At 64.5% G+C, this 12,858-nt stretch carries 13 protein-coding genes; 9 read left to right on the forward strand and 4 right to left on the reverse strand.

Translation table 11 applies throughout. From position 1 onward, the window contains the following. Nucleotides 1-15 precede the first annotated feature (15 nt). A complete protein-coding gene (gene cpaB, locus CR152_RS04745; protein ID WP_099873891.1) occupies nucleotides 16-858 on the reverse strand; it encodes a Flp pilus assembly protein CpaB in 843 nt (280 codons plus the stop codon). A gap of 18 nt (nucleotides 859-876) precedes the next feature. Beyond that, entirely contained in the window at nucleotides 877-1,461 is a 585-nt protein-coding gene (locus CR152_RS04750; RefSeq protein WP_099873892.1) for an A24 family peptidase, read from the reverse strand. Nucleotides 1,462-1,786: 325 nt separating this feature from the next. Here CR152_RS04750 and bla point away from each other — a divergent pair, with 325 nt between their 5' ends. From bla to CR152_RS04765, 3 genes are all read left to right on the forward strand, one after another. Continuing rightward, nucleotides 1,787-2,677: a subclass B3 metallo-beta-lactamase gene (bla, locus tag CR152_RS04755; protein ID WP_099873893.1), complete on the forward strand. Its 891-nt coding sequence runs from the start codon at nucleotides 1,787-1,789 to the stop codon at nucleotides 2,675-2,677. A gap of 10 nt (nucleotides 2,678-2,687) precedes the next feature. After that, nucleotides 2,688-2,975 carry a hypothetical protein gene (locus tag CR152_RS04760; protein WP_099873894.1) on the forward strand — a complete coding sequence of 96 codons (288 nt, stop codon included), beginning with the start codon at nucleotides 2,688-2,690 and terminating at the stop codon, nucleotides 2,973-2,975. 182 nt (nucleotides 2,976-3,157) lie between these two features. Continuing rightward, entirely contained in the window at nucleotides 3,158-4,360 is a 1,203-nt protein-coding gene (locus tag CR152_RS04765; RefSeq protein ID WP_157778323.1) for a CV39L family lectin, read from the forward strand. Between the two features lie 96 nt (nucleotides 4,361-4,456). Here the strand turns inward: CR152_RS04765 and CR152_RS04770 are convergent, their stop codons facing one another. After that, nucleotides 4,457-5,392 carry a LysR family transcriptional regulator gene (locus tag CR152_RS04770; RefSeq protein WP_099873896.1) on the reverse strand — a complete coding sequence of 312 codons (936 nt, stop codon included), beginning with the start codon at nucleotides 5,390-5,392 and terminating at the stop codon, nucleotides 4,457-4,459. 151 nt (nucleotides 5,393-5,543) lie between these two features. Between CR152_RS04770 and gstA the strand changes: the two genes are divergently transcribed. The 6 genes from gstA to CR152_RS04800 are packed head-to-tail and all read left to right on the forward strand — an operon-like array spanning nucleotide 5,544 to nucleotide 11,020. Further along, entirely contained in the window at nucleotides 5,544-6,158 is a 615-nt protein-coding gene (gene gstA, locus CR152_RS04775) for a glutathione transferase GstA (protein WP_099873897.1), read from the forward strand. 38 nt (nucleotides 6,159-6,196) lie between these two features. After that, nucleotides 6,197-7,291 (forward strand): NAD(P)H-dependent flavin oxidoreductase, encoded by a 1,095-nt coding sequence (locus tag CR152_RS04780; protein WP_099873898.1) that lies wholly within the window; start codon nucleotides 6,197-6,199, stop codon nucleotides 7,289-7,291. A 48-nt stretch (nucleotides 7,292-7,339) separates the two neighbouring features. After that, nucleotides 7,340-7,987 (forward strand): TetR/AcrR family transcriptional regulator, encoded by a 648-nt coding sequence (locus tag CR152_RS04785; RefSeq protein WP_099873899.1) that lies wholly within the window; start codon nucleotides 7,340-7,342, stop codon nucleotides 7,985-7,987. Then, entirely contained in the window at nucleotides 7,984-8,952 is a 969-nt protein-coding gene (locus CR152_RS04790; RefSeq protein ID WP_099873900.1) for an HlyD family secretion protein, read from the forward strand. The genes CR152_RS04785 and CR152_RS04790 overlap by 4 nt, the downstream gene beginning before the upstream one ends. Before the next feature lie 11 nt (nucleotides 8,953-8,963). After that, a complete protein-coding gene (locus CR152_RS04795; protein WP_370663845.1) occupies nucleotides 8,964-9,899 on the forward strand; it encodes an ABC transporter ATP-binding protein in 936 nt (311 codons plus the stop codon). After that, nucleotides 9,896-11,020, forward strand: a complete 1,125-nt coding sequence (locus CR152_RS04800) for an ABC transporter permease (RefSeq protein WP_099873901.1) — start codon at nucleotides 9,896-9,898, stop codon at nucleotides 11,018-11,020. The genes CR152_RS04795 and CR152_RS04800 overlap by 4 nt, the downstream gene beginning before the upstream one ends. Before the next feature lie 21 nt (nucleotides 11,021-11,041). Here the strand turns inward: CR152_RS04800 and CR152_RS04805 are convergent, their stop codons facing one another. Then, on the reverse strand, nucleotides 11,042-12,703 hold the full coding sequence (locus CR152_RS04805) for a hypothetical protein (RefSeq protein ID WP_099873902.1): 1,662 nt from the start codon (nucleotides 12,701-12,703) through the stop codon (nucleotides 11,042-11,044). Nucleotides 12,704-12,858 lie beyond the last annotated feature (155 nt).

Consider the following 12,858-nt stretch of genomic DNA (forward strand, 5'->3'; position numbering starts at 1 on the left):
GGTCTCCGTGGCTGTTCAAAAGCAGTTCACTGCCAGCACGCCGTGCTGGATCACTTCCACACAATGGCGGCGGCTGGCGGCCGGCGCGGCCGCGCTCATGGCCGGACGCGGTTTGCGCACCGCCGCCGGGGCGGGCACGGGGGCCGGCGCTTTCTTGCCGCCGAACAGCTCGTCCTTGGTGATGCCGGCCGTTGCCACGGTCTTCTGGTCGATCTGGTTGCGCAGCACCAGCGACAGGGTGCCGACGCTGCGCGCCAGGTCGAGCTTCTCCGAGTCTTCCAGCGACAGCTCCAGGGTGACGGCGCTGACGACCTTGGGCTTGGTATCGTCGCGGCCCGCTTCCTGCGCCACCGCCAGCACCAGCACCCGTTCGAGGACCGTTTTGCTGATCTGCTTGCCCTCTTCATTGCCCGATTTTTCCTGCTGCGCATTGACCATCACGTCGACATAATTGCCGGGCAGGGCAAAGCCGGCCACGCCCACCACATCGTTGACGCGCACCGTCATGGCCCGTTTGCCCTCGGCGATGACAGCCGACAAGCCGCCCTTGGTACCCTGCGGCGCCAGCTTGCCGTCGAGCAGCGGTTCGCCGCGCAGGATGCCGACCTTGGCGATGCGGTCCTGCAGCTCGACCGCGTTCTTGAAAGCGCCCGGCGGGGTGGCGCCGGCCGGCCAGTCGAGGTTGGACAGCATTTCGGGGTTGATCTTGCTGCCGGGTTCGATGTCGACCGCCGCCACGACGACTTTGTTCAGGCTGACGCCGCCCTGGCGCGATACCCATCCGGCGGCGTAGACGGCCGCCGCCAGTCCGATGACGAGGGCGAACACGATCAGCCCGAGTGCCTTGAGGTTTTTCATGGTGATCTCTTTCCGAGGTCAGACGAGGTTGAATTGCTGGGCCACCAGATAGCTCGTGGTGCCGAGCGCGATGCTGATGCCGTAGGCGAGCTTGCCGACCGATTGCATGGCTTCCGGCTGCAGCCTCGGCGTGCCGCTGGCGACGGCGGACCACAGCATGCCGCGCATGGCGTCGCCGGTGTTGGCCAGCATCCGTCCCATCACCCGCTTGCGCAGGCCGAAGACGAGGGCGGCGATGCCGGCGGTGATCACGCAAAACAGCAGGGCGTACAGGGTTGCGTCAAAGCCGAGAAAGGCGCCGACCATGGCCATCAGCTTGACGTCGCCGGCGCCCATGGTGCCGATCGCGTACATCGGCAGCATCGCGCCGAAACCGAGCAGCATGCCGGCCGGCGCCCAGGTCCAGCCGGCGCGCCAGTCGGGCGGCACGACCGTGTTGTAGACCAGTGCGAACAGGATGCCGCCGCCGGTGATCAGGTTGGGAATGCGGAAGGTGCGGTAGTCGCACACCCCGGCGGCGGCCAGCAGGGCCAGCAGCACGCCGGTACGCGGATCGGTGACCAGCATGCCGAGCAGTTCAAAAAAGAAAGCTGTTTCGTCCATGATTACTCGCCGGTGATGTTGTCGGGTGACCCTGCAAGGCCTGGGGCCGTTTGCGTGATCGATGGAGTGAGTATATTTAGACGGGCCCGGCGGCGAATCGGCGGGATGTCCTTTTCGGGATGGGACGGCGCTCCTGATTTTTGGGCTTGCGCATGGGGCGTGCGGACCAGGCAAGGACGGGGCGGCGTAGTACGAATGTCACGCGCCGCCGTGGCCCAAGGGGTGCTGTTTAAGGAGTAACATTGCAAACTTCGCATGGCGCGAATCGGCTGGGCAGTCGGTGGCAACGGGCGCGCCGGCGCCCATTCTTCATTGGAGATAATGCATGGCAATCTTGCGCAGGCTGGCACTCGCCCTGGCGATCACGGCAACAGGGATGACGGCGGCAATGGCCGATGACGTCAAGTGCGGTCTCTGCGAGGAGTGGAACCAGCCGCAGCAGCCGTTCCAGATCGTCGGCAATACGTATTATGTCGGCCCGCGCGGCTTGTCGGCGGTGCTGGTGACCGGTGACCAGGGCCATATCCTGCTCGACGGCGCGCTGCCCCAGTCGGCGCCGCTGATCATGCGCAACATCGCGGCGCTCGGTTTTCGCATCGAGGATGTGAAGCTGATCGTCAACTCCCATGCGCACGACGACCATGCGGGCGGCATTGCGCAATTGCAGCGCGCCAGTGGCGCCACCGTGGCCGCCAGCGTACTGGCGGCGCGGGCGCTGCGCGCCGGCCTGGTCGGGCCGGACGATCCCCAGTACAAGGCCAACGGCCCGGACCGCTTTCCGAAGGTGGCGCAGGTGACCGAGGTGGCCGATGGCGGCATCCTGCGCGTGGGAGCGCTGGCTGTCACGGCCCACCTTACCCCCGGCCACACCACCGGCGGCACCACGTGGTCGTGGCAATCGTGCGAGAACGGGCGCTGCTTCAATGTGGTGTACGCCGACAGCCTGAACCCGATGTCGCAGGATGGGTTCCGCTTTCTGGGCAACGCTACCGAACCCGACCGCTCGGCATCGTTCCAGGCCAGCATCGACAAGGTGGCGGCACTCAAATGCGATGTGATGATTGCCGTGCATCCGGGGTTTTCGGACCTGCTGGAAAAGCATGCGGCGCGCACCAGCGGCAGCAACCGCTTCATCGTGCCGGGCGAGTGCCGCACGTACGCGGCCAATGCGCATCAGCGGCTGGCCAAACGCCTCAAGAGCGAAGCGTCGCAATGACGCCACTGGCGTGATCGGGCGCATCGTCTTCGTCGCGCTTCATCTGCTGCTCGTCGTCGGCCTGACCTTTGCCTGTGCCGATGGCGCCAGCGGATCGTCATGGCGGCGCGCGCTGCTGATCCTTCCCGCGCTGGCCAGTCTGGCGCCCCTGCCGTTTGCGGTGCTGGCGGACGTGAAGCGCAATGCGAAGACAGCGAGGACGCTGCTGCTCAGCGTCATGCTGTCGCTACCCGTAAGCGTCATCCTTTTGCTCCTGTTACTCGTCTTCAGGCGCCTCGGCAATGCTGGGTGGCATTGAGCAAGCGCCTGCGTCCGGCCATGACGTAGCGTGCAGTGCGCCTCAAGTGGCTCGTTGAGCTGGCACATTGGACGCCGCATCCGTGTACTTACCATGACTGAAAGCCTCGCGCCGATCGTTACGGCAAACCACATGAGGTCGATATGAAACTCTCTCAATAGCAACGAACAGAGGAGCTTGTCATGGCTAAGATTCCGGAAGCACCATTTCCCACAGCGGCAACAGCGGTTCCCGTTGCAGATAATCCAACGCATCGAGAACGCCAGCCTGATGCCCTCCATGGTAACTCGGGAGGATGGGCCGCCGACTGGTTCCCGATTCCCGGCCCAACCGTGTTCGAACACAACGAGCAACGGATCGCTGCCGTGGCGCGGGCACCGGGCATCCTCGACCTGTTCGTCATCGGTTTCGATAACCGTGTGTGGTCCACATTCTGGACCGAGGGCACCGGGTGGAACGCCGACTGGTTCCCGCTCCCGGGCGGGGCGAGGTTTGACCACAGACATCAACAGGTCACCGCGCTGTCGCGGGCGCCGGGCATCCTGGATCTGTTCGTCATCGGATACGACAACCATGTCTGGTCCACCTACTGGACCGAGGCGTCGGGGTGGAGCAGCGAGTGGTTCCGGCTTCCCGGCGCAGCTGTCTTCGATCACCAGACGCAACAGGTCGCGGCCGTCGCGCGGGCGCCGGGGATCCTGGACCTGTTCGTCGTCGGATTCGATGACCGTGTCTGGTCCACGTACTGGACTGAAGCCTCGGGGTGGAATAGCGATTGGTTCCGGCTTCCTGGCAGGGCGACCTTCAACCACAACACGCAACAGGTGGCGGCGCTGGCGCGCACTCCGGGTAATCTGGACCTGTTTATCATTGGATTCGACAACAATGTCTGGTCCACTTACTGGAGCGATGCAACAGGGTGGAGCAGCGATTGGTTCCCGCTGCCGGGCGCGACGAGGTTCGATCACGCCAGGCAGCGGGTCGCTGCCGTTGCGCGGGCGCCGGGCATCCTGGATCTGTTCGTCATCGGATTCGATAATCACGTCTGGTCCACGTACTGGACCGATGCCTCCGGATGGAGCCGCGACTGGTTCCGGCTTCCCGGTGGGACGACCTTCGATCATGGCACGCAACACGTGACGGCGCTTGCGCGGGCCCCCGGCAACCTGGATCTGTTTCTCGTCGGCTTCGACAACCGTGCCTGGTCCACCTACTGGAGCGACGCCACGGGGTGGAGCGGCGATTGGTTCCAGCTTCCGGGCGGGACGACGTTCGACCACGACAAGCAGCAGATCGCCGCGGTTGCGCGCACCGGCGGCATTCTGGATCTGTTCGCCATCGGATACGATAACCGTGTCAGGAGTACGTACTGGACGGCCGGGTGAGGCCGCGGGGGGCGGCGCTGTCGCAAGCCGGCGCCGTCCTGAGCCTGGCGTCGAATTGATCAGCGGTGATCGTGAACGACGCGATTGCCGGTCAGGTTATGCGCTGCCATCGGGCGCCGGTGCGCGGGAGCGGGCATCCAGCAGGAAATCCACAAACGCGCGTACCTTCAGGGACAAATGCCGGCCATGAGGATACATCACGGAGAACGGGCGCGAGCAGCCTCCGTGCGCGGACAATACTTCGACCAGCGACTTGTTGCGCAAATCCTCTTCGATCGTAAATCGATATGCCTGGAACAGGCCCGCGCCGCTGCGCGCCAATGTCACCCCGGCGAGTATGTCTTCGTACAAGCAATAACTGCCGGTCGCCGCCACTTCGATTAACTTTCCTTTTTCGCGAAACAGCCAGGGAATCGGGCGGCCAGTACTGGGCAACACAAAGTTAATGCAGTCGTGCTGCGCAAGCGAGGCGATTGAATCCGGCATGCCGGCCCGGGCCAGATAGCCGGGCGCGGCCACAACGACCAGCTCCGCATCTTCCAGCTTGCGGGCGACAAAGCTCGAATCGGCTGGTTCGCGCGCACGAATGGCGAGGTCATAACCTTCATCGACAAAATCGATATTGCGGTTGCTGACATGAACATCGACCCGCACTTCCGGATACAGTGCCCGAAACTGCGGCAGCAGCGGCAGCACGCGATGATGGCCGTAGGTTGTCGGCACGCTGATCCGCAGCACGCCGGAAGGCATGCTTTGCTGGCCAGTGACCGCACGTTCGGCATCGATCAGTTGGGTGAGCGCCTGCCGGCATTGCTCGAAATAGCGGCGTCCGTCGTCCGTCAAGCTCACTTGCCGCGTGGTGCGCACGAACAGCCGCGCGCCAAGCCGCGCCTCAAGCCGCGATACGGAGCGGCTTACTGCGGCGGGCGTGACGCCAACCGCATTGGCGGCGGCGGTAAAACTGCCGTATTCGGCGGCGGCGCAGAACAGCTCGATGCTGCCTACCAAAACATCCTCGAAATGGCGTCTCATTTGGCTGTTTTATTCATTACAGGATGTATCAGATGAATTGCGTGGATGTGGCTTTATCTCCGAAAAGAACATCAATAGACTACACCATATTGCAGATCACGCAATCAGCCGCTTTCGGCGCCATTGAAGCCAACCTCACCGGAGAACATCCATGAAACTCTACTATTCGCCCGGCGCCTGCTCGCTCGCGCCACATATCCTGCTGTGTGAAGCAAAACTGCCGCATACGCTCATCAAGGTCGACACCAGCACGCACCGTACTCAAGACGGGATCGATTTTTACACCATCAATCCGAAAGGCCATGTGCCGGTTCTCGAACTCGATGATGGCCAGCGACTGTCCGAGGGACCGACCATTGCGCAATTCATTGCAGACCATGCTCGCCGCGACGATTTGATGCCCGTCGCCGGATCGATGGCGCGCTATCGGGTGATGGAGTGGCAGAACTACATCACGTCCGAGCTGCACAAGTCGTTCAGTCCGCTGTTCAATCCGGCACTGGATGCAGCGGCGAAGGCAGTCTTCGCCGCAATCCTGAGCAAGAAATTCGGCTGGGTATCGGGCCAATTGCGCGGCAGGCCTTACCTGACCGGTGACAGTTTTACCGCCGCCGACGCCTACCTCTTCACGGTCGCGGGCTGGGCCAACTATGTCAAGCTCGATTTGTCGGACTTCGAGCATGTGCAGGCATTCCTCAAACGCGTTGCATCGCGCGCGGCTGTGCAGGAAGCGATGAAGGCAGAAGGTTTGCAGAGTGCGAAATGAACCAAACAGTCCGCGGGATAACATCGGGAATCTGAACCATGTGGAAAAATACTGAAGTAGCACGCCGCCTTGGCTTGGCCGCGCCGATCATCCAAGGGCCGTTCGGCGGCGGAATTTCGTCGGTCGACCTGGTCGCTGCCGTTTGCGAAAGCGGCGGCCTTGGTTCATTCGGCGTTCATCATCTTGATGCGAGCGGCATCCTCGATGTCGCAAGCCGGATTCGGGCACGCACATCGGGTCCGTTCGCATTGAATCTATGGATCCCGCTGGACGACGCCGACGAGCCGCGGATTGATGATGCGGCATTCGCGCGCAATACGGCATTGTTGCAGCCGTACTTCACGGAACTCGGGCTGCCAATACCGCAACGGCCGGAGCGATTCGCTCCGCCTTACGCCGAGCAGATCGAGGCAGTGCTTGAAGTGCGTCCGGCGGTGTTGAGCTTTGTGTTCGGGATTCCGTCGCACAGTGTGCTCGAGCGCTGCCGCGAACTTGGCATCGTGACACTTGGCGCCGCGACCACGGTCGACGAGGCGATTGCGCTGGAACAAGCCGGCGTCGACATGATCGTCGCCACCGGTTTCGAGGCGGGCGGGCACCGCGTGTCCTTTCTGCGCGGCGCGGAAGAGTCGCTATCGGGAACCTTTTCGCTCATACCGCAGGTGGTCGATGCCGTTCGCATTCCGGTGATCGCCGCGGGCGGCATCGCAGACGCGCGCGGTATCGCAGCCGCGCTGGCGCTGGGTGCCCAGGGCGTGCAGATCGGCACGGCGTTTCTCGCATGTGAAGAATCGAATGCCGACGCCATCCATCGCAAGATGCTTTTCAGCCCGGACGCGCGCTACACGGGATTGACGCGGGTGTTCAGCGGCAGGCTGGCGCGTGGCATCCGCAACCGGCTGATGAACGAATTGCAGCCGCACGCCGCGCGGATACCGCAATACCCGGTACAGAACTGGTTCACCGGAATAATGAAAAAAGCCGCCGGTGCCCAGGAGCGATCCGACCTGATGTCGCTATGGTGCGGACAGTCGGCCCCACTGCTCACGCATCGCGATGCACGCTCGCTGATGGCGGCCCTGGTGGAGGAAACGTCAGTGATCAGCAGGCGAATAGGGGGCGATTCTTCCTGAACGCGGACATGTGCTTTCTTATTACTACACAAGTGTATAATAAGTCGCATGAACCGTCCTTCCCAAAAAATCGATGCCCAGCTGATTGCCTCCGGCATGGTCTTGCTGCCCCAGACCGGCTGTGCCGGCCTGTCGGTGCGCAAACTCGTCGAACATGCCGGGGTCAACCTCGGAATGTTCCACTACCACTTCAAGAACAAGGATAATTTCCTTCGCGTGCTGCTGCAGCACATGTACGAGGAAATGTTCGCCGCCCTCACGCTCCGGGCGCAAGCGTCGCGCAGCGGTGCGCAGAATCTCGATGGCGCCCTGCGCGTGCTGGCCGGCTTCGCCTGCAAGCACCGCCACCTGCTGCTGATGCTCCTGTCGGAAGCGAGCCGCGGCGAGGCGCTACCGGTGTCGTTCCTGCGCGAGAACCTGCCGCGCCACATCACGGTGCTGGCCCAGCTGCTGCGCCAGGGCCAGGCCGAGGGTGACATCATCGACGCCCCGGCCATGCAGCTGCTGCCGTTCATGCTCGGTGCCATCGCCGGCCCCGTGCTTGCCGGTGGCGCGCTCGAACGCCTGCCCGCCGCGCCGCCCGAACTGGCGGCGCTGGCGCAGCAGGCGCTGTTGTCGGAACCGGCCATCGCCCTGCGCATCGACCTGGCCATGCGCGCCATTCTCATCGCTTCCACGGAGCCTGCGCCGCCATGAACCTGTCCCAGCTCGCGCGCGTCTGCGCCGCGGCCTTGCCGCTTACCCTGTGCGTGGCCTGCGGGCCGGCGCGCGACGATGCCTTTCCCGGCTACGCCGAAGGCGACTACGTGCGCCTGTCGGCCCCCTTGGCTGGCACATTGACCGCGGTGCACCTGCGCCGTGGCGATCAGGTCAAGGCCGGCGCGCCCGCCTACGTGCTGGAACAGGCCAGCGAAACAGCGGCGCGCCAGGAAGCGCAAAGCCGGGTAGGCCGGGCCGAGGCCCTGCTGGCCGACTTGCGCAAGGGCGCGCGCAGCGATGAAGTGGCGGCCCTGGTCGCCGCGCTGCGCGAGGCCGAAGCGGCGCTGGCGCTGTCGCAGGCGAACCTGGAACGCGAACGCAAGCTGGTGGCCGACAAATTCATCTCGCGCGCCCGGCTCGACCAGTCGACAGCGGCGCTGGCGGCCGACAGCGCCCGGGTGGAACAGGCGCGCGCGCGCCTGCGCAGCGCCGGTACCAGCGCCAGGAGCGACCAGGTCGCGGCCGCCGAAAAGGAAGTCGAGGCCGCGCGCGCCCAGCTGGCGCAGGCACAGTGGAAGGTCGACCAGAAAGCCCAGGCCACGCCGGTGGGCGGCATGGTCAGCGATGTGGCCTACCGCGCCGGCGAATGGGTGCCGGCCGGCGCGGCCATCGTTACCGTGCTGCCGCCCGCGAACATCAAGGCGCGCTTCTTCATTCCCGAAACGGAGCTGGGCAAGATCCGGATAGGGCAGGGCGCCGTCATCGCCTGCGACGGCTGCGCGCAGCCGGTGAAGGCGCGCATCACCTTCATTTCGCCCGAGGCGGAGTTCACCTCGCCGCTCATCTACAGCAAGGAAAACCGCGCCTCGCTGGTGTTCATGGTGGAAGCGACGCCCGAGCCGGGACAGGCAGTGCTGCATCCCGGCCAGCCGCTGACGGTGCGCACGGAGCCGCGGTCGTGATCTCATCCGTGATCTCGCCGCCCATCGTCATCGACGTGCAGGGCCTGACCAAATCGTATGGCGGGCGCATGGTGGTCGACCATGTGGATATCCGCGTCGAGCGTGGGCGCATCTATGGCTTCCTGGGCCCGAACGGCAGCGGCAAGACCACCACCATCCGCATGCTGTGCGGCCTGCTCACTCCCGACGAAGGCCAGGGCCGCTGCCTCGGCTACGACATCCGCACCGAGGCGCGCGAGATCAAGAAGCAGGTCGGCTACATGACGCAAAAATTCGGCCTTTACGACGACTTGAGCATCGAAGAAAACCTCGACTTCGTCGCCCGCGTCTACCAGGTCGCCGGACGCCGCGAGCGCATCGCCGACACGCTCGACCGGCTTGGCCTGGCCAGCCGCCGCGCGCAGCCGGCCGGCTCGCTCTCGGGCGGATGGAAGCAGCGGCTGGCGCTGGCGGCCTGCCTGATCCACGATCCGCAACTGCTGCTGCTCGACGAACCGACGGCCGGCGTCGACCCGTCCGCGCGGCGCGAATTCTGGGACCAGATCCACGACCTGGCCGCCGCCGGCATGACGGTGCTGGTCTCGACCCACTACATGGACGAGGCGGAGCGCTGCCACCAGCTGGCCTACATCGCCTACGGCAAGCTGCTCGCGCGCGGCAGCGTGGCCGAAGTGATCGCCGGCGCCGGGCTGCACACCTGGTCGCTCTCCGGGCCGGACCTGCAGCGCGCCGCCCACAGCCTGCGTGGCGCGCCGGGCATCCGCACCGTCGCGCCGTTCGGCATGGCCCTGCATGTGAGCGCCAACTCCGCCGACGCGTTCGCGCAGGCGCTGGCGCAGCCGGCCCTGGCAGCGCTCACGGCCACGCCGATCGAGACCAGCCTGGAAGACGTCTTCATCGCGCTGATGCAGGACGCGCAGGATAACTTTGGCGGAGCGGCGTCATGAACTGGCGGCGCATGCTGGCGGTGCTGCTCAAGGAACTGCGCCAGGTGGGGCGCGACCGCCTCACTTTCGGCATGATGGTCGGCATCCCGATCATGCAGCTGATCCTGTTCGGCTTTGCCATCAACGGCGACGTGCGGCACTTGCCGTTGGCCGTGGCCGACCTTGACCGCAGCGTTTTCTCGCGGCGCCTGGTCGCTGCGCTGGAGACGTCGCAGTACTTTCGCACCGTACGCCACGTCAAAGGCCCGGCCGAAGGCGATGCGCTGCTGGCGCGCGGCGAGGTGCAGTTCGTGCTGGTGGTGCCGGGCGACTTTTCGCGCAAGCTGGTGCGCGGCGAGCGGCCGGCGATCCTGCTGGCGGCCGACGCCACCGATCCGGCGGCCACCGGCAATGCGCTGGCGTCGGTCAACGCGATCGCGGCGCGCGCCATCGGCTCGGAGCTGCGAGGGCCGCTGGCGCGGCTGCGTCCGGGCGAGGCGCCGTACGAAATCCGCAGCCAGCGCCGCTACAACCCCGAGGGGCTGACCCGCTACAACATCGTGCCCGGGCTGATGGGCGTGATCCTGACCATGACGATGGTGATGATGACGGCGCTGGCCATGACGCGTGAGCGCGAACGCGGCACCATGGAAAACCTGCTGGCCACGCCGGTCTCCCCGCTCGAAGTCATGATCGGGAAAATCGTGCCGTATATTTTGATCGGTTACATCCAGGTGGGCGTGATTTTACTGGCATCAATGCTGGTGTTCGATGTGCCGATGGTGGGCAGTTTGCTGCTGTTATCGAGCGCGCTGGTGCTGTTCATCGCCGCCAACCTGGCGATCGGCTTCACGTTCTCGACCATCGCCCGCAACCAGATGCAGGCCATGCAGCTGACCTTCTTTTTCTTCCTGCCGTCGATGCTGCTGACCGGTTTCATGTTCCCGTTTCGGGGCATGCCGGGATGGGCGCAGGCGATCGGGGAAGTGCTGCCGCTGACGCACTTCCTGCGCATCACGCGCGGCATCATGTTGAAGGGGAACGGGCTGGCCGAAGTGCTGCCGCATGCATGGCCGATTGGGCTGGCGATGGGAGTGGCCGGCACGGTTGCCATGCTGCGGTACCGGCAGACCCTGGATTGAAGCGGCTGGCGGTTTGACGACTTAGTCAGCGCTTGCGCGCTTCTTGCGGCGGCGGCGGATCAGCGCCCCCAGGCCGATCACGCCAGCGAATGCGATGCCGGCAATCGGCAGCGGCACGAGGCTCGACTTTTTCGGCGGCGGCGTATTGGCGTCGCGCAGCGCTTCGGGAAACGGGCGCGGTCCGACCGGAACGATTTTCCAGTCGGCCTGGTTGGGCGGCGTGCGCTTCATGAATTCGCTGAACGAAAACACCGGGTTCGATCCCATCACACGGCTCGACGGCACTTGCGGAATGCGCACCAGCACCAGCGCCTCGATGTCGTGCTGCAGCTGCTTTTCGTACGCCGTCAGCTTGCGCGCCTTGCCCTTGGTGGCGCCCACCAGTTGCAGCAAGTCGTTGCCGGCCGCCTCGAACGCCACCGCCGGATACAGGCGCACCTGTTCTTCGGTCAGGTAATCGTAGATCTTGCGCCCGCTGGCCAGGCTCATGTCCTTGGCCGACAGGTAAGCGTACGCGCCCAGCGCCTTGATATTGCTGGTCGGTCCGCGCTGCGGGATGTTCCAGCCCAGGCCCTTGAACACGTCCAAGCTGATGCCGGCGCAGTTGGCCTTCGCATGCTGGTAGGTGAAGTCGTGGCGGTAGAAGTGGTTGAATACGCGCTGCACGCCGCCCTGATAGGCGGCCGCGGTGCGCGCGTTGCTCAACACCGCCACCAGCATGTACGACGGACGGTAATACTGCTGGCCGCTGTTGAGGTCCATCAGGTAGTTATCCATCGGGACGGGCGCGGCGATGATGCCTTTTTCGCTGACCGAATCGAGGTTGTAGAAGTTATTGACGATCCAGTCCGACCATTCGCCTTCGCGGCCAAGGTGGCCGGTGGCGACGGCGAAGTGGCCGCCGTAGGCTTCATCGTCGTCGCCCTGGGCGCCGTTGAGCATCATGCCGAGGACCGGTTTTTCCTGCCACTGGCGGGCCTGGCCCGGTTTGCGTTCCCACAGCAGGCGGGTCGAGAACGGGCTCGATGCGCCGCCGCCTTCCGCGCGCACATAGGTGGCGAAGGTTTCATCCTTGCCCAGCGGCTGCGGGCGCATCGTGGACTGGTCGATTGTGAAGTCCTTCGGCCAGACAGTGCGCGCCACGAACGACGACGTGCCGTCTGCTTCGCTATAGGTGCCGCGCATGCGCACTTCGCGCTTGGCGAAGAAGGCGGTGGTCTTGGGGTCCCAATACGACAGATTGCTGGCGATCTTGGGCGCCAGCGCCAGGTCGGTGACGGCATCGTCGGCGGTGCGCACGTGGGCGCCGTCGGGCAGGATGTGGGCGTCATCGAGAATGTGCGGAGCGCCCAGCCACACCAGGCCCGGAAGGGCCAGCTGGTCCTTGGTGCCGTCCGGCGCCCATTCCTTGGTGCCGCGTACGATATCGCCGCCGCGCTTGAAGCTCGATACCGGCTGCGATGCCAGCGGCACCGCCAGCACTTCGTTCTTGAAATACCATAAGCCCTGCTTGATCGTGACGCAGTCCGGGCAATTGCCATTGCTGAGCCGGAACTGCATGGCCGGCAACAGCCCGAGTCGTTCTCCGGCGAGGGCGCTTTTCAGCCCTGCCGGTTCGGTGGCCTGCGCGCCGGATGACATCAGCAGCGCGCCGGCACCGAGTAAAGAACGGGTTTTCAACATAAGTTGTCCTTGAGCGTTAATGGATAAAATCGCAAGCTTGCAAATCTACACTGGTTGCGTGACAACACCATGATTTTAACTGCTACAAGGCAAGAAAAAGGTTAGGGAAGATACACTTTCGGGTCTTTTGTTGTGGCCATGGAAATAAGTAGTCC

It is taken from the genome of Massilia violaceinigra (assembly GCF_002752675.1).
Classification (GTDB): domain Bacteria; phylum Pseudomonadota; class Gammaproteobacteria; order Burkholderiales; family Burkholderiaceae_D; genus Telluria_A; species Telluria_A violaceinigra.